23 protein-coding genes are annotated in these 21551 nt (G+C 66.2%); 14 read left to right on the forward strand and 9 right to left on the reverse strand.

Features of this window, described 5'->3' with window-relative positions:
• Nucleotides 1–28: 28 nt before the first annotated feature.
• On the reverse strand, nt 29–673 hold the full coding sequence (locus tag LAQ74_RS03195) for a DUF7282 domain-containing protein (protein ID WP_224335026.1): 645 nt from the start codon (nt 671–673) through the stop codon (nt 29–31).
• A gap of 421 nt (nt 674–1094) precedes the next feature.
• Here LAQ74_RS03195 and LAQ74_RS20305 point away from each other — a divergent pair, with 421 nt between their 5' ends.
• Together LAQ74_RS20305 and LAQ74_RS03200 are read left to right on the forward strand one after the other, a co-directional pair.
• Nucleotides 1095–1226 (forward strand): hypothetical protein, encoded by a 132-nt coding sequence (locus LAQ74_RS20305; RefSeq protein ID WP_255647739.1) that lies wholly within the window; start codon nt 1095–1097, stop codon nt 1224–1226.
• Nucleotides 1227–1284: 58 nt separating this feature from the next.
• Nucleotides 1285–1938: a helix-turn-helix domain-containing protein gene (locus LAQ74_RS03200; protein WP_224335028.1), complete on the forward strand. Its 654-nt coding sequence runs from the start codon at nt 1285–1287 to the stop codon at nt 1936–1938.
• On the opposite strand, the gene sucD is transcribed toward LAQ74_RS03200, so the two are convergent.
• Both sucD and sucC read right to left on the reverse strand, forming a co-directional pair.
• Nucleotides 1939–2808 (reverse strand): succinate--CoA ligase subunit alpha, encoded by an 870-nt coding sequence (gene sucD / locus LAQ74_RS03205; RefSeq protein WP_224335030.1) that lies wholly within the window; start codon nt 2806–2808, stop codon nt 1939–1941.
• A complete protein-coding gene (gene sucC, locus LAQ74_RS03210) occupies nt 2805–3950 on the reverse strand; it encodes an ADP-forming succinate--CoA ligase subunit beta (protein WP_224335032.1) in 1146 nt (381 codons plus the stop codon). The genes sucD and sucC overlap by 4 nt, the downstream gene beginning before the upstream one ends.
• A gap of 291 nt (nt 3951–4241) precedes the next feature.
• On the opposite strand from sucC, the gene LAQ74_RS03215 reads away from it, so the two are divergent.
• The gene (locus LAQ74_RS03215; RefSeq protein ID WP_224335034.1) at nt 4242–5018 is read left to right on the forward strand and encodes an SDR family NAD(P)-dependent oxidoreductase; all 777 of its coding nucleotides are present in this window, start codon (nt 4242–4244) and stop codon (nt 5016–5018) included.
• A 9-nt stretch (nt 5019–5027) separates the two neighbouring features.
• On the opposite strand, the gene LAQ74_RS03220 is transcribed toward LAQ74_RS03215, so the two are convergent.
• The gene (locus tag LAQ74_RS03220; protein ID WP_224335037.1) at nt 5028–5327 is read right to left on the reverse strand and encodes a hypothetical protein; all 300 of its coding nucleotides are present in this window, start codon (nt 5325–5327) and stop codon (nt 5028–5030) included.
• A gap of 41 nt (nt 5328–5368) precedes the next feature.
• Between LAQ74_RS03220 and LAQ74_RS03225 the strand changes: the two genes are divergently transcribed.
• From LAQ74_RS03225 to LAQ74_RS03235, 3 genes are all read left to right on the forward strand, one after another.
• On the forward strand, nt 5369–6325 hold the full coding sequence (locus LAQ74_RS03225; protein WP_224335039.1) for an NADPH:quinone reductase: 957 nt from the start codon (nt 5369–5371) through the stop codon (nt 6323–6325).
• A 76-nt stretch (nt 6326–6401) separates the two neighbouring features.
• Nucleotides 6402–6590 carry a DUF4177 domain-containing protein gene (locus tag LAQ74_RS03230; RefSeq protein WP_224335041.1) on the forward strand — a complete coding sequence of 63 codons (189 nt, stop codon included), beginning with the start codon at nt 6402–6404 and terminating at the stop codon, nt 6588–6590.
• A gap of 53 nt (nt 6591–6643) precedes the next feature.
• Complete coding sequence (locus LAQ74_RS03235) at nt 6644–7354, forward strand: SDR family oxidoreductase (RefSeq protein ID WP_224335043.1); 711 nt, start codon at nt 6644–6646, stop codon at nt 7352–7354.
• A gap of 88 nt (nt 7355–7442) precedes the next feature.
• Here the strand turns inward: LAQ74_RS03235 and LAQ74_RS03240 are convergent, their stop codons facing one another.
• Complete coding sequence (locus LAQ74_RS03240) at nt 7443–8771, reverse strand: sodium-dependent transporter (protein WP_224335045.1); 1329 nt, start codon at nt 8769–8771, stop codon at nt 7443–7445.
• 318 nt (nt 8772–9089) lie between these two features.
• Between LAQ74_RS03240 and LAQ74_RS03245 the strand changes: the two genes are divergently transcribed.
• The 8 genes from LAQ74_RS03245 (at nt 9090) to LAQ74_RS03280 (ending at nt 17278) form a co-directional block, all read left to right on the forward strand.
• The gene (locus tag LAQ74_RS03245; protein ID WP_224335046.1) at nt 9090–10514 is read left to right on the forward strand and encodes a sodium-dependent transporter; all 1425 of its coding nucleotides are present in this window, start codon (nt 9090–9092) and stop codon (nt 10512–10514) included.
• A 148-nt stretch (nt 10515–10662) separates the two neighbouring features.
• Nucleotides 10663–12207, forward strand: a complete 1545-nt coding sequence (locus LAQ74_RS03250) for an acyl-CoA carboxylase subunit beta (protein ID WP_224337364.1) — start codon at nt 10663–10665, stop codon at nt 12205–12207.
• A complete protein-coding gene (locus LAQ74_RS03255) occupies nt 12204–12557 on the forward strand; it encodes a DUF8022 family protein (RefSeq protein ID WP_317987379.1) in 354 nt (117 codons plus the stop codon). Before LAQ74_RS03250 ends, LAQ74_RS03255 begins: the two co-directional genes overlap by 4 nt.
• A gap of 36 nt (nt 12558–12593) precedes the next feature.
• On the forward strand, nt 12594–12854 hold the full coding sequence (locus tag LAQ74_RS03260; protein WP_224335048.1) for a hypothetical protein: 261 nt from the start codon (nt 12594–12596) through the stop codon (nt 12852–12854).
• A 205-nt stretch (nt 12855–13059) separates the two neighbouring features.
• Nucleotides 13060–13710, forward strand: coding sequence for a hypothetical protein (locus LAQ74_RS03265; protein ID WP_224335050.1), 651 nt, complete (start codon nt 13060–13062; stop codon nt 13708–13710).
• Between the two features lie 99 nt (nt 13711–13809).
• Nucleotides 13810–14169: a hypothetical protein gene (locus LAQ74_RS03270; protein WP_224335060.1), complete on the forward strand. Its 360-nt coding sequence runs from the start codon at nt 13810–13812 to the stop codon at nt 14167–14169.
• A 230-nt stretch (nt 14170–14399) separates the two neighbouring features.
• On the forward strand, nt 14400–16196 hold the full coding sequence (locus tag LAQ74_RS03275) for an acetyl-CoA carboxylase biotin carboxylase subunit (protein WP_224335062.1): 1797 nt from the start codon (nt 14400–14402) through the stop codon (nt 16194–16196).
• A 107-nt stretch (nt 16197–16303) separates the two neighbouring features.
• Entirely contained in the window at nt 16304–17278 is a 975-nt protein-coding gene (locus tag LAQ74_RS03280) for a biotin--[acetyl-CoA-carboxylase] ligase (RefSeq protein ID WP_224335064.1), read from the forward strand.
• Nucleotides 17279–17330: 52 nt separating this feature from the next.
• Here the strand turns inward: LAQ74_RS03280 and LAQ74_RS03285 are convergent, their stop codons facing one another.
• The 4 genes from LAQ74_RS03285 to LAQ74_RS03300 all read right to left on the reverse strand — a co-directional run bounded on the left by LAQ74_RS03285 (nt 17331) and on the right by LAQ74_RS03300 (nt 21431).
• Nucleotides 17331–17792 carry a universal stress protein gene (locus tag LAQ74_RS03285; protein ID WP_224335066.1) on the reverse strand — a complete coding sequence of 154 codons (462 nt, stop codon included), beginning with the start codon at nt 17790–17792 and terminating at the stop codon, nt 17331–17333.
• Nucleotides 17793–17854: 62 nt separating this feature from the next.
• Complete coding sequence (locus tag LAQ74_RS03290) at nt 17855–18868, reverse strand: amidohydrolase family protein (protein WP_224335068.1); 1014 nt, start codon at nt 18866–18868, stop codon at nt 17855–17857.
• Nucleotides 18869–18949: 81 nt separating this feature from the next.
• Complete coding sequence (locus LAQ74_RS03295) at nt 18950–20173, reverse strand: HD domain-containing protein (RefSeq protein WP_224335070.1); 1224 nt, start codon at nt 20171–20173, stop codon at nt 18950–18952.
• Nucleotides 20174–20273: 100 nt separating this feature from the next.
• On the reverse strand, nt 20274–21431 hold the full coding sequence (locus tag LAQ74_RS03300) for an HD domain-containing protein (protein WP_224335072.1): 1158 nt from the start codon (nt 21429–21431) through the stop codon (nt 20274–20276).
• Nucleotides 21432–21551 lie beyond the last annotated feature (120 nt).

Below are 21551 nucleotides of genomic sequence, written 5' to 3' on the forward strand. Positions count from 1 at the left end.
TCGGTGCTCTCGCGTTCGGCGTGCGAACTCAGTCGCGTCGGAGGGCGACGGCGGCCGCGCCGAGGAGGCCGACGAGCGCCGCGACGACGCCGAAGCCGGGTCCGTCCGTGCTGGTGGTCTCCTCACCTTCGGTCGTCGCCTCGTCGGTCGCTGCTTCGTCGGTGGACTCGGTGTCGACCGACGTGGTCGTCTCGTCAGCAGAGGTCGTCGTCTCGTTGCCGGACGGCGTCTCCTCGCTCTGGCCTTCGGTGTTCAGGTACGCCGTGCTACTGATGGGCGCGCCGTTCTCCTGGTAGGGAACGTCCGCGGACTGGTTGAACTCCTGGTCACCGTCGTCGGTGTGTGCGGTCGCTATCGTCACCTGATCCCCGGAGAACGAGTCGTTGAGCGTCACCGTGATGTTCGTCTGCTCGCCCGGTTCGAGGTAGTCCGAGTGACCGATGAGGTCGCCGCCCTCGTCGAAGATGACGACGTAGCCGCCGTTCGAGAGGTTCGCTTCCTCAACGACGACGCTCTGGTTCTCGAGGGTCTGGTCGTTGTATTCGAGCGTCGCGGTTCCGTTCGCGGAGTCGTTTGCGCTGTCGTTCGTCTGCGCGGCGGCCGCTCCCGTCGCCGCGGGACCGAGGAGGGTCACCGCAGCGGCGAGCACGGCGAGCGCCACGACGGCGGTCAACGTGGTGCGTCGGATTGTAGATTGCTTCATCGTTATCTCTGGTTCCGATGCCGTCCGGTGGGTCACCGACTCTGGGTACCCGGAGGACGCACCAGGAACTCGGCCAGCATATTTTCAACCAACTATAAATTATCTTGCGGAATCAAACGACTGTAGATAACAGTATTCACGGTATCTTCACACACGGTATGGTGACTCAGGGCGTGTAACTGTCGTGGTCGTTGGTGACGGAAGTATCAGATGTTCGAAAAACTCATAACTGAGTAAATCCTCGTGTCGTGTATGCACTGGAAACACCGACGCGACGCCCCCATCGCAGAGCAGAAAAAGAAAGAGACCGACGCCGGGACCCGTTGGTCGTTCATCGCGGCCGCGACCGTCGCCGCGTAGGCGACTTCGTACATCTCGGCCGTATAGCCGCGTGCGACGCGCGCCGGTCGACCAACACGCAGCAAACGAACGACACTCGCTGACGCTCGCACGAGTTTTCTCCACCGACGACGCCGACGCCGCCGACGAGTGCGTCGTCGTCGGCCGCGACCCCGACGACTGACCGCAGTCGCCCGTCGGCGCGACGAATGACATATATCTGATGGCTACGTCCACCACTTATGAGTTACATCGCCGAGTTCGAGCTTTCGGGTCCAACGATACCGTTGATTGAGGCTCTGGCGCGCGTACCGTCGATGAAACTCCGCACCGAGGAGGCCGTCTCGTCCGGCGGCTCTTCGATTTTACAGCTGTACGTCTGGGCGTCCGGTGACGATTTCGAGCGGTTCGAGGCCGGTCTCGACGTGGACGAGACCGTCGTCGACTACGAGGTGGTCGACAGCTTCGAGACGAAACGACTCTATCGCGTACGCGTCCCCTCCGACGCAGACGTGTTGTATCCCGCCATCGTCGAAGTCGGCGCGTCGCGACTGAAGCTGACGACGACGTACGAAGGTCTCGACGTTCGGATGCGCTTTCCCGACCGGGACTCGCTCTCGACGTTCCGCCAGCGCGTTCGTGAAGCGGGGATCTCGTTCTCGCTGAAACGGCTCTACGCACCCGAGAGTCCCGAACTCACTAAACAGTACGGACTCTCGGAGAAACAGCGAACGGCGCTGCTGACCGCCGTCGACATCGGCTACTACGACGTCCCGCGCCGCGCGAATCTCGACGAACTCGCGGAAAAACTCGACATCTCGGGACAGGCCGCGTCCGAGCGCCTCCGCCGAGGGACGGTCGCGCTCGTGCGCAACACTATCGACGCCGAATCGTAGTCAGAGGAACGACTCGATGTTGTCGGCGACTTCCTCGGGCGTGTCGCCGACGGGGACGCCCGCGTCGTTGAGGGCGTTGATCTTGCTCTCTGCGGTGCCGGTACCGCTGCCGGAGACGATGGCTCCCGCGTGACCCATGCGCTTGCCCGGCGGCGCGGTCCGCCCGGCGATGAAGCCGGCGACGGGCGTTTCCATGTGTTCGTCGATGAAGTTCGCTGCTTCTTCCTCGTCCTCGCCGCCGATTTCGCCGCACATGACGACGGCATCGGTCTCGTCGTCCGCCTCGAACAGCGAGAGGGCGTCGACGAAGTCCGTGCCGATGATGGGGTCGCCACCGATGCCGATGGCGGTGGTCTGACCGATGCCGCGGGCGGTGAGGTTGTCGACGACCTGGTACGTGAGGGTGCCGGAGCGCGAGACGAGACCCACGTTGCCGTCGGCGAAGATGTTGCCGGGGAGGATGCCGAGTTTCGCCTCGCCGGGGGTGATGATGCCGGGGCAGTTCGGGCCGATGAGGCGGGTGTCGACCTCCGAGAGCCGCTTGTTCACCTTCGCCATGTCCTGCGTCGGGATGCCCTCGGTGATGGCGACGACGAGGTCGAGGTCGGTGTCGAGCGCCTCGAACACGGCGTCGCCGGCGAACGCCGGGGGGACGAAGACGACGGAGGCGTCGGCGTCCTCCTCGCGGACGGCCTCGTCGACGGTGTCGTAGACCGGGATGCCGTCGACCTCCTGTCCGCCTTTGCCGGGCACCGCGCCCGCGACGACGTTCGTCCCGTACGCTTCCATCTGGCCGGTGTGGAACTTGCCCTCGCCGCCGGTGATGCCCTGTACCACTACGCGCGTGTCGTCGTCGACTAAGATACTCATTGGCTCGCCTCCTGGGCGTTTTCGACCGCACGCTGAACCGCGTCCTCCAGCGTCTCTTCGACCTCCACGAGGTCGGTATTCAGAATCTCCATCCCCTCCTCGGCGTTCGTGCCAGCGAGGCGGACGACGACCTTCTTCGGAATCTCGTCGAACGATTCGAGCGCCTCGTTGATGCCCTTGGCGACCTCGTCGCCGCGGGTGATGCCGCCGAAGATGTTGAACACGACCGCGTCGACGTTCTCGTCGGAGAACACCATGTCGAGCGCGTTCGTCACACGCTCGGCTTTGGCGCCGCCGCCGATGTCGAGGAAGTTCGCGGGCTTCCCGCCGTAGTAGTCGACGAGGTCGAGCGTCGTCATGACCAGTCCTGCGCCGTTGCCGATGATGCCGACGTTGCCGTCGAGGCGGACGTAGTCGAAGCCGTACTCGCCGGCTTTCTTCTCCAGTTCGTCCTCGTACGTCTCGTCCTCCATCTCGGCGAGTTCAGACTGGCGGAACAGCGCGTCGTCGTCGATGTTCATCACGGCGTCGGCGGCGACGACGTCGCCGTCGCTCGTGATCATCACCGGGTTGACCTCGATGTCGGAGGCGTCGCGCTCCTCGTAGAGGTCGTACAGCGTCGTGAGAATCGAGGAGACGTCGCGGGCGACCGACCGGTCGACGCCGGCGTCGTAGACGGCCTTCCGCGCCTGGTACGGGTGCAGGCCGAACGCCGGGTCGACGTGTTCACGAGCGATTGCGTCGGGGTTCTCCTCGGCGACCTCCTCGATGTTGACGCCGCCCTGCGTGGAGACCATAGCGACGGGTTCGCCCTCGCCGCGGTCCATCGTCACACCGACGTACAGTTCGTCCGTGAAGTCGACGCCGGCCTCGACGAGCACCTGCTCGACGGTGTACCCTTTCAGGTCCATTCCGAGGATCTCGTCGGCGTACTGGCGGGCCTCGTCCTCGTCGGAAGCGATCTTGATACCGCCGGCCTTCCCGCGGCCGCCGACGTGTACCTGCGCCTTGATAGCGACTGGGTAGCCGATCGACTCGGCCGCATCGACCGCCTCGTCGACGCTCGTCGCGAGCTGTGACTCCGGGACGGGAATCCCGGCATCGGCGAAGATATCCTTCGCCTGATACTCGTGAAGCTTCATGCGTACGTCTGAGGGTTCGACTGGCGCTTAAATCCCGTTCATTCGTGACACGGAGGCGCGTGGACGCGAACAGATGTCACAAACCCACACGCAAAAATATTGATACTATTCCAGAAATAAGACTCAATACCACCGAAAGCCTACGTAACCGTGCCCCGTAGTGCCCGGTCACTCGCGCCCACGATATATCCCGCTGCGGGGCTACTCAGTCTGGGGAGGACGTATCGTTCAGCGCCCGCGAGTCGCCGCGCCGGACTGAGCTTTTATTCGTTCTCGGTGTGACCCCGAGATATGACCGTACTCGACAGATTTCGACTCGACGGACGGACAGCCATCGTCACCGGCGGCAACCGCGGTATCGGCCGCGAGATCGCCGACGCGCTCGCTGAGGCGGGCGCGAACATCGTCGTCGCCAACCGGAGCAGCGGGTCAGGAGAGGTGGCCGCCGAGGAACTCGCCGACGAGTGGGGCGTCGAGACGCTCGCCGTCCCCGTAGACGTCGCCGACGAAGCCGAAGTTCGTGCGATGGTCGACGCGACTGTCGACCGCTTCGGCGGCGTCGACGTACTCGTCAACAACGCGGGCATCGTCGTCCACGAGGCCGCCGAGGAGATGACCGTCGACGAGTGGGATTCGGTGATGGAGACGAACGTTCGGGGAGTCTTTCTCTGCTCGAAGTACGCGGGTATCGAGATGATGGAGTCGGGCGGCACCATCCTCAACGTCTCCTCGATGTCCGCCCGAATCGCCAACTACCCGCAGCGGCAGGTCGCCTACAACGCCTCGAAGGGCGCAGTCGAGTCGTTCACCCGACAACTAGCCTCCGAGTGGGCCGAACACGACATCCGAGTCAACTGCCTCGCGCCGGGCTACATCCGTACCGACAACACCGACCAGGCCGACGACGTCGACCCGAACATCGACGAGGTGTGGCGCTCGGAGATGCTGATGGACGAGATTCCCGGCCCCGATGCCGTCGCGCCCGCGGCGCTCTACCTCGCCAGCGACGCCTCGTCGTACGTCACGGGCGCGTCGCTCGTCGTCGACGGCGGCTACACAGTTCGATAGTTCGCGCGGCTACGAGCGCGAGGCGTCGCCGACGCCGTCGGCGTACAGTCGCACCAGTCCGCATTCGGGGCAGACGTAGCCGCGGGCGGTGAGCGTACGCGTGAGGCCGAGCGAGCCGAGGATTCCTTCACGGGTCTCCTCGGTCCGAAGTTTCAGCCGCTCCTGTTGTACCGCGGTCATCGGGTCAGCGCGCTCCATGGTGACACCGCAGTCGGGACAGCGGTGCGTGTCTGCGGGCATACCGGAGATACGCGTCGCCGGGCGAAAGTAGTTGTAGGTGGTCGCGTCGTACGCGGACTGGACTGGCACACGTCGCCCCCTTTATCGCTCCCGCGTCCCTCACCCCACGTATGCGCGCAGCCAGATTCCACGAACACGGTGGTCCCGAGGTACTGAGCGTCGACGACGTCGACTCGCCCGAACCCGGTTACGGCGAAGTCGTCGTCGACGTCCGCGCCATCGGCGTCAACCCCGTAGACACCTACTTCCGCGAGGGCGCGTACCCCGTCCCCTCGCTTCCCTTTACGCCGGGGTCGGATCTCGCGGGCGTCGTATCGAGCGTCGGCGACGGCGTCGAGCGGTTCGCGCCCGGCGACCGAGTGTTCGGCACCGGCCTCGGCAACGGCATGCACGGCACCTACGCCGAGGAAGTCGCCGCGCCCGCGGAGTTCCTCGCAACCCTCCCGGAAGGGTCCTCCTTCGAGGACGGCGCGGCGCTCGCGCTCGTCGGGATGACCGCGTGGCAGGCGCTCGTCGCCCACGCGGAGTTAGAACCCGCAGAGTTGGCGCTCGTCCACGGCGGCAACGGCGGCGTCGGCCACGTCGCCATCCAACTCGCGGAGACGATGGGCGCGCGGGTGCTGACGACCGCAAATCCGGATTACCGCGACAGACTGCAGGAGCTCGGCGCGGAGACGGTGTTCGACTACGGCCGCAGCGACCTGACCGAGTCCGTCCAGCGGGTCGGCGCGCCCGAGGTCATCGTCGATACGTGGATGGACCAGTATCTCCAGTTCGATGCCGACGTGGCAGCGCAGGGCGCTCGCGTCATCTGCGTCGGCAACTCGACCGAGCAAGCGGGACTCTCCGCCGTGGGCGCGGCCAAGAGCAAGGACGTTCGCTTCCAGTTCATGACGATGTACAACACGCCGGACAAGGCGGCGGTGCTGGCGCGCCTCGGCGATTTGCTCGCCCGCGGCGAAGTCGTCCCCGAGATCGAGGAGACGTACAGTCTGGACGAGACGGGCGAGGCACAGCGCGCCGTATTGGAGGAGAGCTTCCTCGGGAAGTTGGTTATCACGACCTGAGTGGCGGGCGGAGGGTGCATCCCTCCGGCGAGACGGAGCCACAAAACAGATACTGACCCGACAGTACCCACGTCGCATGCAACGCTGGGAGTACAAGACCCGCCGAATCGACAGCGACTTGCCACTCTTCTCGTCGGACACGAGCCCCGAAGTCGAACTGAACGAACTCGGCGACGAGGGCTGGGAACTCGTCGACACCATCATCGGGTCGGGGTCGAGCGGTACCGAGACGAAGTCGCTCATCCTGAAGCGTCCGAAGCAGTAAGCAATCGCCTCGCCGCCGCGATTTTATGGCCCTCGGGGCCGACCACACCCTGTATGACAGTAAGCTTCGACTTCAGCGACAGAGTCGCCGTCGTCACCGGCGCGTCGGGTGCGCTCGGCAGCGCTGTCGCCGAGGCGTTCCGCGACGCCGGCGCGACGGTCGCGGCCTGCGACGTGGTGGAACCGAGCGACGAGGACGCCCAACTCGACGCCGACGAGGGTATCCAGTTCTACAAAGCCGACTTCACCGACGAGGACACCGTCTCGGAGACGATGGAGCGAATCGTCGACGACCACGGGCGAATCGACTATCTCGCCAACATCGCCGGGACGTGGCGCGGGGGATCGCCGATCGAGGAGACCGAAGTGGACACGTTCGACTTCCTCTTCGACGTGAACCTGAAGACGATGTTTCTCGCCTCCAAGCACGCGATTTCCCACCTGAAGGACGAAGAGGGAGCCATCGTCTCCGTCTCCGCGCGGTCGTCGCTCGAAGGCGGCGAGGGCGACGGTATCTACCGGGCGTCGAAGGCGGGCGTGCGACTGCTCACCGAGACCATCGCCGAGGAGAATAAGGGAATCGTACGGGCGAACGCCGTGATGCCGAGCGTCATCGACACGCCGCAGAACAGAGAGATGATGGAAGACGCCGACTTCGACACGTGGGTGAAACCCGAGGAGATCGCACAGGTCGTCATGTTCCTCTGCTCGGACGCGGCGGACGTGACCAGCGGCGCGGCGGTGCCGGTGTACGGGGAAGCGTAGAACCGCGGCTAACGCGTCGCTGCGGAGGCGTCGCTACCGCGTCGACAGCGCCGCCAAAAATTCGCCACGAAACGCCCCGTGGGCGCGTTCAGAAGTACGTTTCCTGCAGGAAGCCGACGTAGTCCGTCACACCCAGATAGAGGGTGAACAGCAGGAGCGCGATAACCGGGATGCGGAGCATCCAGATCCAGTAGGTCTCGAACGCGCCGTCGCCGCTGCGACCCTGCGCGAGTTCCGCCAGCGAGTCCTCCGCGTAGACCCAGCCGACGAAGATGGCCATAAGCGTGCCGCCGAGGATGAGCAGGATGTTGTTCGCCAGCAGGTCGTACGTGTCGAGGTACGTGAGGTCCAATGCCGTCGGAATGCCGATGACGAACAGGACGCTGGCGATGGCGACGGTCGCCACCTTCCGGTCGACGCCGAAGTTGTCGATGGCGTACGAGACGATGACTTCGAGAATGCTGAACGCGCTCGTCAGCGCCGCGATTCCGAGCATCACGAAGAAGACGAAGCCGATGATTCCGCCCGCGGGGAGTTCGGCGAACGCCGCCGCGAGGCTGATGAACACCGCGCCCGCGCCGCCCGACCCTGGGTCGGTCCCTTGCGCGAATAGGAACGGGAAGACGACGAGACCCGCGAGGAACGCGATGAGCGTGTCGATGGTGACGACGGTCAGCCCGTCCTTCAGCAGGTTACGGTCCTCGCCGAGGTAGGACGCGTACGTGATCATCACGCCCATTCCGAGCGAGAGCGTGAAGAACGCCTGTCCCGCCGCGTCGGGGATGATGGAGAAGGCGTTGGCCGCGATCTCGCCGAAGTCCGGCGAGAGGTAGTACGCGTACGCCTCGCCCGCCGAGTCGAGCGTCGCACCGTAGGCCGCTAGGCCGAGGAGCAGGACGATGACGCTCGGAACCATGAGTTTCGCCGCACGTTCGAGGCCGTCACGGATACCGAGCGCGACGACGCCCGCAACGAGGCCCATGAAAACGGCGTGGAAGACGACCGCGTTCGTTCCCGAGGCCGTCGAGAGGAAGTACTCCTCGGGAGCGCTAAAGTACGCGCCCGTGAGACTCCCGATGATGTACTGGATGACCCAGCCCCCGACGACGCTGTAGTACGAGAGGATGATGAACCCCGCGAGCGCCCCGATAGCGCCGATGAACGTCCACGCCGGTTTGCCGAGCCGCTCGAACGCGTTCACCGGATTGCGCTCGGAGCGCCGACCGATGACGAACTCCACGAGGAGTACCGGGAGTCCGACGACGGCGATGAACAGCAGGTAGACGACGAGGAACGCCGCCCCGCCCGCTTCCCCCGTCAGGAAGGGGAAACGCCAGATGTTTCCTAATCCAACTGCGCTACCGACCGCTGCCAGAATGAATCCGAGCCGTGTGGCCCAAGTTTCTCGTGCAGGCATGTTAGGCCCTATCTAAGGGACCTGTTATAAACCCACGTCATCTTCTCTCATAGTGTCACGTGTTAACTGGTGTATATATTGATATCTATTAGAGTGAAATTAGAGTGATCCGGCTCCCCCGCGAGTGGTGACAGATTCGCATCAGGTGACGAATCGTCGCCAAACCCCGATTTACGTCGAAAATCCGAATCAGAACTGCGCGGGAGAGCGCCTATAATCCGTTACTTTTGCCAGTTGAGAGTTCCACGACTCGAAACTCACTTTAGCGGCGTCGGACCAATGACAGACAATGACACGAGACGGGCGGGCGGTACACACATGACACGGGAGACGTGGGGGACACGAATCGGTTTCATCCTCGCCGCGGTGGGGAGTGCGGTCGGGCTGGGCAACATCTGGCGGTTCCCTTGGGTCGCCGCCGAACAGGGCGGGAGCGCCTTCCTCGTCGTCTATCTCCTCATCGTGCTCGCCATCGGCGTCCCGGGACTCCTCGCCGAGTTCGTCATCGGACGTCGTTCGAAACGCAATCCCGTCGGCGCGCTCCGGTCGCTGTCGGGATCGAAAAACTGGGGTCGAATCGGCTTCTTCAGCGTCGTCACCTCCGTCGCGCTGCTGTCGTTCTACAGCGTCGTCGGTGGATGGATCCTCCGCTACTTCGTCGAGAGCGGGGCCGCACTTCTCGGCGGTGAAGCGCCGTACTTCTCGAACCCCGGCGACTACTTCGGCGCGGCGGCGTTCGGCCTCGACGCCGTCTTCTTCCACGTGCTGTTTCTGCTTCTGACCGCGGGCATCGTCTTTGCGGGCGTCCGCCGGGGCATCGAGGTCGGGACGACGGTGATGATGCCTGCCGTCTTCGTGCTCCTCGTCGCCCTCGCGGTGTGGGCCTCGACGCGCGGCGGTGCCGCCGGCGGCTACGAGTTCTTCCTGCGCTTCGACGCGACGACGGTCCGAGAGAACTTCTTCCAGGTGCTCGGTCCGGCGGCCGGACAGGCGCTGTTCACGCTTTCGCTCGGCGCGGGGACGATGATAACGTACTCGTCGTACCTCGACGAGGACCGCTCGCTCCCCGCGGACGCGACGACCATCGCCGTTCTCAACACCGCCGTCGGGGTGCTCGCGGGACTCGTCGTCTTCCCGCTCTTGTTCTCGCTCGGTATCGACCCTGCGTCGACGGGCACCGGCGAGGGCGCGCTGTTCGTCGGTCTCGCGGGCGCGTTCTCGCAACTGCCCGGCGGCGTGCTCATCGCGACGGCGTTCTTTGCAGTCGTGACGCTGGCGGCGCTGTCGAGTTCCATCAGCATGCTCGAAATCCCCGTCTCGTATCTCGTCGACGAACACGGGATGGCGCGCCGTACCGCGGTCGGACTCCTGTCGGCCCTCGTCGCGGTGACGGGCAGCGTCTGTGCGCTCCGTCCCGGTATCTTTGGCTTCGTCGCCGGGACACTCGTCGACGTTCTCCTGACCGCCGGCCTCGCGGTGTTCCTCGTCTTCGTCGGCTGGGTGATGGGTCGGGACGCCCTCGACGAGTTCCGCGCCGGGAGCGGGACGTTCGCCCGCGCGCTCGCGGACCCGTGGCGCCTTGCCGTCGGCGTCGTCATCCCGCTGTTCCTCGTGTTCACGCTCCTGACGACGTTCGGCATCGACGCGCAGGTGGGTTTCTGGCCCACCGTCGGCATCGCCGTCGGCGTCGCCGTCGTCACCATCCTCGGCGCGCGCGCCTCGCGGCGACTCCCAGCGAACTGACCGGACTGACGGTAGGGGACGGGTCGACCGAAGGAATTTCAGACAAAAATATCGACAACTGTCGAACCATGTTTTGCCGTATTGCGGAAACCCTTTTGCACATCGAACGGACGTTCGTGACAATGACCGTTGGTGGTCCGGTATGACGATGGACGACCGTATCGAAGAGCTCCGCGAGAAGCGCGAGGAGGCGCGCAAAGGCGGCGGCGAGGACCGAATCGAGTCCCAGCACGACAAGGGGAAGATGACGGCGCGCGAGCGCATCGACTACTTCCTCGACGACGGGACGTTCCACGAGTTCGACCAGTTCCGTACCCACCGAACCCACAAGTTCGGAATGGAGGAGAAACAGCTGTACGGCGACGGTGTCGTCACCGGCTACGGCGAGGTCGACGGACGCACCGTCTTCGTGTTCGCGCACGACTTCACCGTCTTCGGTGGCTCTCTCGGCGAGGTGTTCGCCGAGAAAATCTGTAAGCTGATGGACCAGGCGATGGAGGTCGGCGCACCCATCGTCGGTCTCAACGACTCCGCGGGCGCGCGGATTCAGGAGGGCGTCACGTCGCTCGGTGGCTTCGCCGACATCTTCACGCGAAACCAGAAGGCCAGCGGTGTCATTCCGCAGATTTCGGCCATCATGGGACCATGCGCGGGCGGTGCGGTGTACTCGCCCGCCATCACCGACTTCATCTTCATGGTGAAGGATACGAGCCACATGTTCATCACCGGTCCCGACGTCATCAAGACGGTCACCGGCGAGGAAGTGACGTTCGAGGAACTCGGCGGCGCGGTTACTCACGCGTCGACCTCCGGAGTCTCGCACTTCGCGGTCAACTCCGAGGAGGAGGCGCTCGACGAGATAGCGCGTCTGCTCTCGTACCTTCCGCAGAACAACGTCGAGGACCCGCCGCGCGTCGATCCGTGGGACGACCCTGAACGGGCGGACGAGGAACTCAACTCTATCGTCCCCGACCAGCCTCGAAAACCGTACGACATGCACGATGTCGTCGACCGCGTCTGCGACGAACACTCCTTCTTCGAGGTCCACGAGGGGTTCGCGAAGAACATCCTCGTCGGCTTCGCCCGCCTCGACGGCCACGCCGTCGGCGTCGTCGCCAACCAACCGCGCGTCAACGCGGGGACGCTCGACATCCAAGCCTCCGAGAAGGGCGCGCGCTTCGTCCGCTTCTGCGACGCGTTCAACATCCCCATCCTCTCGTTCGTCGACGTACCCGGCTTCCTCCCCGGCACCGATCAGGAACACAACGGTATCATCCGCCACGGGGCGAAACTGCTGTACGCCTACTCCGAGGCGACGGTTCCGCTCCTGACGGTCATCACGCGCAAAGCCTACGGCGGCGCGTACGACGTGATGGCCTCGAAGCACTTGGGCGCGGACGTGAACTACGCGTGGCCGACGGCCGAAATCGCCGTCATGGGGCCGCAAGGAGCGGTGAACATCCTCTACCGCGAGGAACTCGCCGAGGCCGACGACCCCGACGCCCGCCGCGACGAACTCATCGAGGAGTACCGCGAGGAGTTCGCCAACCCGTACACCGCGGCGGACCGTGGGTTCCTCGACGACGTCATCGAACCGACTGAGACGCGGGCGCGACTCGTCGACGACCTGCACATGCTGAAGTCCAAGCGCGAACAGACGCCCGACAAGAAACACGGGAACCTCCCGATATGAGCCTCGACGCGGACGCGACCGAAGACGACGCCGAGGGCGGCGACGACACGCGAGGCGACGGCGAGGCGGCGGAGACGACCCGCCAACGCCTCGACGGGTCGACGGACCTCGTGATTCCCGCCGACGCGGACCCGCAGGAGGCGGCCGCCATAGCCGCCGTCGTCGGCGCACACCTCCGGGACCAACAGGCGGCCGCGGCCGCCGCAGCGTCCGACGCCGCGGAGACGTGGGACGGGAGTCGATGGCGGTTCGCCGGGCGCGTCGACGCGCTGCAGGGCCGCTCCGTCAGAGTGCCCGACGGCGCACCGACGGACGCGTGGACCGCCGCGGGGCGGACCGACCGGTTCTGAGTCCGAAGCTTCTCTCACTACCCCTACCGAACCGGCGTGAAACGACGGCGGTTCCTCGCGTCCGTCGGTGCAGCGGCGGCACTCAGCGGTTGCAGCCCCGTCGGCGGGAACACGGCGTCCGAGTACGCCGTCGGCGAACTCGTCGTCCAGAACCTCACCGACGAGTCGCACCAGCTCCAGATACTGATTCTCGACGGCGACGACCCCGTCTCCGGCCCGGGCGCGTACGAGTTCCACTGCGAGGTCGACGACAGGGAACCCGTTGCGGAGTCGTTCGCGGACCTCGACGCCGACTGACTCGCCGTCATTGCGAATCTGGAGACAGACGGAAGCGTATTCTACCAGTACTCGCGCTGTTAGCGGCTCTGGCGCTCGCGAACCGCTTGTTCGGTCGGCGGAGTCTCAGTACTCGCCGTCCGCCTCGACGCGGGTTCGCCTCCACCACACCGTACGGTAGTATTTCGTTCTCGGACGCCGTACGTGCAATCGACGGGATGCGAGTATGACGATAACCGTACATGTCGAGGAGAACCCGAGCATCAGACTGACCGACCAGCGGTTCGAGGCGCGACCGCCCGACGAACTCTCCTTTCGCGTCGAGGGGAACCTCACCCTGTCCGGCACGCTGTTGGAAACGTTCGAGGGGACGGCGTTGAATCCCGTCAGCCTCGGCGTCGCGGTCGACGGCTCTCCCGACTCGCGGACGGTCGACATCGACCTGGCGGACGAGACGACGCTGCGACTCGAAGCGGTCGACGTCGGAATCGCGACGCCGGACGGCGACGCGGTGCCGACGGAGCCGGACGACGTCGTCTCAGACGCGGAGGCGGGCGACGTCGTCCCGGACGCGGAACTGGCGGGCGACGTCGCGACCGAGGCACCGGACGCCGACGCGAGCCCGGCCGCGCTCTCCTTCACGGTCGACGGTTCGATATCGGCGGTTCCCCACTCCGCCGTGACGGCGTTCGCAGACGGCTCGCCCCGACTGGTGTCGCTCACCTTCGCCGTCGACGACGCCCTCAGAGGCGACGTCGGGGCAGGAGCCGACGTCCTCGCCGAACTCTCGTTCTTCGGGTACACCGTCACCGTCCGCCGAGACGGCTCCATCGTCGTCGGCGCGCACGAGAACTCGACGGGGAAGGGCCTCCCCTGAGCATCCGTCGACGAGAGCCACCGTTCGTTGACACGACCGTGCTGTCTTCTCGACAGGTTCCCGAGCGCTTTTGCCGGTCGCCGCGGAGTTCTATACAGGATGGCAGACACAGACGTTTCGGCCGAGGACCCACCGTCACGAAGCGACGGCGGCCAGTCGTCGACGTCGAGTTCGTCAAGTTCGTCGCAACCGGGGGCGCTCACCCTCGGCGATCTCTTCGGGAGCTCCGAGAAGACCCAGTCCGGACCCGGTCCCACCTGGCTCCTCCGCCACGGGATGTACATCGGGGCGATTCTCCTCGTCGGCTTCGTCATCCTGCCCGAACTGCTGCTCTCGTTCGGCGCGGGATGGCCCGTCGGGTTCGCGTGGGCGCTCGCGGAGGGACTGCGCTACGGGGCGGTCATCCTCGCCGGACTGTACGCGGTGAACGTCGCCATCACGGACGCGTTCGCCGACTGAACGTCGCCGTCGCACCCCGATCTGGTGCCGATAGTCGCCCCTCCGGTTACCCCCGCGCTTTCGGCAGTCTTCGATTTTCGTCGGAGTTCCCCGCCTTTCGTCGCAGTTCGACCTATCGCGCCCGCAGAACCCGCGCGGCGAGTTCGTCAACCGCCATCACTCGCTGGTTGACGGCGCCGATCCCGGACCGATAGAATGAGGTTCCGCATACGAATACGGAAAGGCAAGAAATGTTCAGTAAGGTTCTCGTCGCCAACCGTGGTGAAATCGCGGTGCGCGTGATGCGCGCCTGCAAGGAACTCGGCGTCCGAACCGTCGCCATCTACAGCGACGCGGACAAAAACGGCGGTCACGTCCGTTACGCCGACGAAGCGTACAACGTCGGCCCCGCCCGCGCGGCCGACTCCTATCTCGACCAGGAGGCCATCCTCGACGCCGCGCGGAAAGCCGGCGCCGACGCCATCCACCCCGGCTACGGCTTCCTCGCGGAGAACGCCGAGTTCGCTCGCAACGTCGAAGAGAGCGAGTTCACGTGGATCGGCCCCTCCGCCGACGCGATGGAGCGCCTCGGCGAGAAGACGAAGGCGCGCGCGCTGATGCAGGAAGCCGACGTCCCCGTCGTCCCCGGGACGACCGAACCCGTCGACTCGCCCGAGCAGGTCAAAGAGATAGCCGACGAGTACGGCTACCCGGTCGCCATCAAAGCCGAAGGCGGCGGCGGCGGCCGCGGCCTGAAAGTCGTCCGAAGCGAGGACGAGGTCGAAGAGCAACTCGAAACCGCCCAGCGCGAGGGCGAGGCGTACTTCGACAACGCGTCGGTGTACGTCGAGAAGTACCTCGAAGCGCCGCGACACATCGAGGTCCAGATTCTCGCCGACCACCACGGCAACGTCCGCCACCTCGGCGAGCGCGACTGCTCGCTGCAGCGCCGCCACCAGAAGGTCATCGAGGAGGCTCCCTCGCCCGCGCTCACCGATGACCTGCGAGAACGCATCGGCGAGGCGGCCCGCCGCGGCGTCGCCGAGGCCGACTACACGAACGCCGGGACGGTGGAGTTCCTCGTCGAGGACGGCGAGTACTTCTTCATGGAGGTCAACACCCGGATTCAGGTCGAACACACCGTCTCGGAGGAGATCACCGGTCTCGACATCGTCAAGTGGCAACTGCGCGTCGCCGCCGGCGAGGAACTCGACTTCGAGCAGGACGACGTCGAAATCGAGGGTCACGCCATCGAGTTCCGCATCAACGCCGAGAAGGCCGCCCAGGAGTTCGCGCCCGCGACGGGCAAACTCAAGACGTACGACCCCGCCGGTGGCATCGGCGTCCGCATCGACGACGCGATGCGACAGGGCGACGAAATCGGCGGCGACTACGACTCGATGATCGCGAAACTCATCGTCGCGGCGTCGGACCGCGAGGAGTGTCTGGTGCGCTCCGAGCGCGCGCTCGCCGAGTACGACATCGAGGGTATCGAGACCATCATCCCGTTCCACCGCCTGATGCTCACCGACGAGGCGTTCATCGAAGGCGAGCACACGACGAAGTACCTCGACGAGGAACTCGACCGCGAGCGCATCGAACAGGCCGTCGAGAAGTGGGGCCCGACCGACGCCGGCGACGACGACGGTGACGAGGAAGTCACCGAACGCGAGTTCACCGTCGAGGTCAACGGCAAGCGCTTCGAGGTGAACCTCGAAGAGCGCGGCGCGCCCGCCATCCCCGTCTCGGGTGGCAACTCCAGCGGCAACAGCGCGCGTGCTCCACCGAAAGCGAAAGACGACGGCGGCGACGACGAAGTCGTCGTCGAGGGCGACGGCGAGACGGTCACCGCCGAGATGCAGGGGACGATTCTCTCCGTCGACGTCGAGGAGGGCGACGAAGTCGCCGCCGGCGACGTGGTCTGCGTGCTGGAGGCGATGAAGATGGAGAACGACGTCGCGACCGAACGCGGCGGGACGATCACGCAGGTCGTCGTCTCCGAGGGCGAGAGCGTCGACATGGGCGACGTGCTCGTCGTCATCGAGTAGCGCGACCGTCGACTCTCCCGCGACCACGTCTGATTCTCCGCAGCCGTTCGGTACTGCTCTCGCCGCCGACCGTCGCGTTCATTGCGACCGACACCGGAGTCGTCGCCATGAGCGACACACGGCGGGTGGTACTGGACGCGCTGGCAGACGGGACGGTCTCCGGGCCGGCGCTCGCCGAGCGACTCGGCGTCTCGCGGGCGGCGGTGTGGAAGCAGATAGAGGCGCTCAGAGACGAGGGATTCACCGTCGAGAGCACCGACGTCGGATACCAGGTGACGGACGTGCCGGAGTACGGCGGGTCGGCGGTCGCGTTCGGCCTCAACGCGCCAGTATCCGTCGAGTACCACGACAGCCTCGGCAGTACGAACGACCGTGGCCGCGAACTGGCCGCAGCGGGCGCGGCAGACGTGGCCGTTCTCGCCGACGAACAGGTCGGCGGGCGTGGCCGACTCAGCCGCGAGTGGACCGCCCCGAGCGGCGGCGTCTGGCTCTCGCTTGTGCTCCGACCCTCGCGGCCGCCCGCCCACGTGCCGCTTTTCACCCTCGCGGCCGCCGTCGCCACGACACGTGCGGCCCGAGAGGCCGGCGTCCCGGCCGAGATCAAGTGGCCGAACGACGTGCTCGTCCCCGGCGGAGACGACGAGGGCGACAGAGGCGACGAGGGCGACGCGCTCGGCCGCGGCGGCCGGAAACTCGCGGGCATCCTCACCGAGATGGAGGGCGAAGCCGACCGGGTCTCGTGGCTGGTCGTCGGTATCGGCGTCAACGCCAACATCGACGCCGCGTCGCTCCCGCCGGAAGCGACGAGCGTCCGCGAGGAGGCCGGCGATGTGGAGCGACGGCTGTTCGTTCAGCGCCTCGTCGAGGAGTTCTACGCGCTCCGCGAGAACGCCGACGCCGTGCTTCCGGCGTGGCGCGAGCACAGCGCCACGCTCGGCCAGCGCGTTCGCGTCGAGACGCCGGGCGGGGTCGTCGTGGGCGAGGCCGTCGACGTGGTACACCCGGGTGCACTCGTCGTCGCCACCGACGACGGCGAGGTGACGGTCCACGCCGGCGACTGCGAGCACCTCCGCTCGGTGTAGCGCGAACGAGGGAACGGGAAAGGGCCAGGCGAGACACCGTCACCGACGACGCTCAGGCCGGTTGGCCGGGCGCTTCGTCGCCGACGTGGACGGTCAGCACCGGCACGTTCGAGCCGCGGACGACCTTCTCCGCGACGCTCCCGAGGAGCAGGCGGTCGATGCCGCCGCGCCCGTGCGTGCCCATCACGATTAGGTCACAGTCTTCGCGTTCGGCGTAGCTGACGATCTCGCGGCTGGGCGAGCCGTCGACGACGGCGGCCTCGACGGGGACGCCACGTTCGCCGGCGATTCGGCGAACCTCCTCGACGGCTGCTTCGGCGTCGCTGCGGAGCATCTCGTCGATGCCGTCCCACGATGACTCCATGGGCAGGCCCGCGTAACTCGCCGTGTTGACGACGTAGATGGCGTGAATCGTCGCGTTGTGTGCCTCCGCGAGGTCGACGGCGTGGCCGACCGCACGTCGGACGCCATCTGAGCCGTCGGTCGGAACGAGAATCCGTTCGTACATCCCCATGCGATATCGTACCAAACTACTGACGCAGGGTTAATAACTGTTGGCGCGACGAGAGACGACGCTCAGAGGACGACGCGTTCGACGTCCGAGACGCCCGCACGCCGGACGACGGCGCGGACCGGGTCGCGCACACCGGTGAGGTTGTCGGAGTCGCCGTCGAGGACGAGCAGTTTCGCGTCGCGGCCCCCCTCGACGAGTCCGCAGTTCAGGTCGGCGATGTCGGCTCCGTTGACCGTCGCCATGCGGAGGACTTCGCCGGCGGAGACGTCGGACAACTTGGCGGCGAACTCCATCTCGCGGAACATCGACGGGCTGTTGAGCATCACGTTGTCGGTGCCGAGCGCCACTTTCGTCCGGTCGACCAAGTCGCGAATGGGCGGAACCCCCACGTTGGTGACGAGGTTCGAGCGCGGACAGACCACGATGGGTACCTCGCGGTCGGCGACGCGTTCGAGGTGTAGCCGTTCGGGGTGGACCATGTGGACGAGGAAATCCGGTTCGAGGTCGAGCGCCGGGTTGATATCGTCCGGGTCACGTTCGCCCGCGTGGATGCCGAACAGCTTTCCGGCCTCGCGGGTCGCGTTGCGGACGCTGCCGAACTCGCCGTCGCGCGCGCCGCTGGCACCGAAGCCGTCCGATATCTCCATCGCGTCGGCCGTCTCGCGGCCGAGGATGACCGGCCGGAGGTCGACACCCGCCGCGGCGGCGCGAATCGCGTCGACGCCCTCGCGGCCGCCCTCGCGGAACTCGATGCACGCGGCGGTGCCGCCCGACTGCATGTACTGTAGCGAGCGTCGCATCGCCGAAATCTTCTCGGACTGACTCGCCGCCCTGAGCAGACGGTGTTTGAGGCCGTCCGGCGGCGCGACGAGTTCGTCGAGGTCCAGGCCGCCACCGGCCTCCTTCGCTATCGAGTCGCCGATGTGGGTGTGTGCGTTGACGAACGCGGGGAGGATTATCGACGTGGAGTCCGTCGACGCCTCCTCGACTGTCTGTATCGTGCCGTCTTCGACGACGACCCGACCCTCGACCGGTTCGAACTCCCGACCGACGAGGACGGTTCCCTCCAGTTCCATCGTCTGTGGCGAGACGGCGCCGTGGCTTGAAACCCTCGTTCCGCCGCGCGGGTCGCGCGGCGCGGTCGATGGGGCCGCGAGTCAGTCGAACTGATCGAGCGTCGTCGCCTCGCCGGCGCGTACGTCGTTGACGAGCGTGCCGTCGATGTCGAGGTCGAGCTCGTCGGCGGCGGCGCGGCCGACCGCCTCCGCCACGTCGGACGGCGCGTAGACGCCGAGTCGCCACTGGTTTTTCTGGGCGGTTCTGAGCGCGTTGACGAGCGGCGACTGTCGGCCCAGTCGCCGGATGTCGCCGTTGACGACGACTCGACTCGTCGACTCCCGCATCGACGGTTTCGCGGGGACGTCGACGACGACGTGGACAGGGTCGACGCCCACCGTTTCGGCGACGTTCGCTTCGACGTCTCGAATCTCGTCGTGGGGCGCTTCCAGGACCGACTCCGGCACGTCCGAGAGTTCCGCCCAGACGCCGCGCTTGTAGAGGTTCCGCGTGTCGAGTCGGCGGGCGAACTCGGTGGTCTCGCCGATGTTTCGGAGCGCGACGAGCAGGTCGTGGTCGTCCATCCGGCGGAGTTTCTCGGCGGTGCAGTCGGTGTCGGCGAGAAGCCGCTCGGCGGCGCGGCGGAGCATCGCCTTCGAGATCCGCGCAACCGGATGCTGGTAGACGGTCGGGTTCATCAGCGCGCGGGCGACGAGCAGACTCTCGGCGGTCTGAACGTTCCCCTCCGCGAGTACCAACTCGCCGTCGACGAAGGTGAGTTCGCGGACGAGGCGCTCGTGGTCGATAGTGCCGTAGGGGACCCCGGTATGGTGGGCGTCGCGGACGAGGTAGTCCATCCGGTCGACGTCCAGCTCGCCCGAGACCAGTTGGCCGTACTTGCCCTCGCCGCGGACGAGTTCGGCGACACTCGCGGGGTCGAGGTCGTGCTCGCGAAGCACGTCGCCGACGGTTCCCTCGGCGAGCAGTCCGTCGACGTCGTCGTGGTACTTGCCGGTGTGTCGGTGCGTCAGCGCCTCGACGTTGTGGCTGAACGGTCCGTGGCCGACGTCGTGCAGGAGCGCGGCGGCGCGGACGCGTTCGGCGTTGGTTCCCTCGACGCTGAGATGGTCGAGCGCGCGGGAGGCGAGGTGGTAGACGCCGAGACTGTGCTCGAAACGCGTGTGGTTCGCGGAGGGGTAGACGTACTGCACCGTCCCGAGTTGCTTGATGTGCCGGAGGCGCTGGACTGACGGCGTATCCAACAGCGCCGCGGCGACGCCGTCGACCTCGATGTGGTCGTGGACGCTGTCCTTGATGGTAATCATTGGTGGGCGCTTCGGCGTCATCGCTTAAAAACGGTCGGAGGCCAGTTCACCGAATTTCGGGACGGAACGGTACGGCGAGCGACGTTCGGCGGAACCGGTGTCAGTTCTGCACGCCGAGCACGCCACGAGCCGCGTCGGCGACGGTCTCGACGTGCTCGTCAGGGGCGTACACCCCGAGTCGCCACTGCGCGCGTTCGGTGTTTCTGAGCGCACCGACGAGTTCGGAGGCTTCCTCCAGTCGCCGGACCGTCCCGTCGACGACGACGCGCGTCTCCGACTCCTTGAGCGTCGGCCGTCGGGGAACGTCGACGATGACGTCGCCCGAATCGACGCCCGCCGCGTCGGCGATGTCGCGTTCGGCGGCGCGCACGTCGTCGTAGTCGAGGTCAGGCACCCAGACGGGCACTTCCCAGAGGCCGGCCCAGACTGCGCGCTTGAACAGGTCGCGGCATTCGATTCGTCGCCCGAGGTCGGGCACCGAGTCGCCGAGTTCGACGAGCAGGTCGTGGTCGGCCATCCGGCGGAACGTCTCGACGCCGAAGTCGGTCTCGTCGAGCAGTCGCTCGGAGGCGCGGTCCAGCATCGCGCCCGCGATGCGCGAGACGTGGTGTCGGTAGACGACGCCGTTCATCAGCCCCCGCGCGAGGAGCATGCTCTCTGCAGTCTGGACGTTCCCCTCCGCGAGGACGAGGCGACCGTCGTGCAGTCGCAACGCGCGGACGAGACGGCCGTGGTCGATGGTGCCGTAGGGGACGCCCGAGTGGTGGGCGTCGCGGACGAGGTAGTCCATCCGGTCGACGTCCAACTCCCCGGAGACGAGTTGACCCAAGTCGCCCTCGCCGCGGACGAGTTTGGTGACACGGTCGGGGTCGAGGTCGTGCTCGCGCAAAACGTCACCCGCGACCGACGAGGCGAGCAGGTCACTGATTTCGTCGTGGTGCTCACCGGTCCGGCGCATGATGACCTCCTCGGTCTGGTGTCCGTAGGGGCCGTGACCGATATCGTGGAGGAGCGCCGCGGCGCGGACGTGCGCCGCCTGGTCGTCGTCGACGCCGAGGTGGTCGAGTGCGCGGGAGGCGAGGTGGTAGACGCCGAGACTGTGCTCGAAGCGCGTGTGGTTCGCGGAAGGGTAGACCAGCCGGACGGTCGAGAGCTGTTTGATGTGCCGGAGGCGCTGGAGTTCGGGCGTATCGAGGAGGGCGCGGGCGACAGGGTCCACGGAGATGTAGTCGTGGACGCTGTCCTTGATGGCGTTCATGACCCACGGGTTCGAGAGCGGAGGACAAATAGCCGACTCACTCGGTGTCGGGGGAGTCACCGCCGCGGTGCCGTCCGACTCGGCGTCGAAGTCGTCGCCGTGAAGGCCAGATACAAATCG

Source organism: Haloprofundus halobius (assembly GCF_020097835.1).
GTDB lineage: Archaea > Halobacteriota > Halobacteria > Halobacteriales > Haloferacaceae > Haloprofundus > Haloprofundus halobius.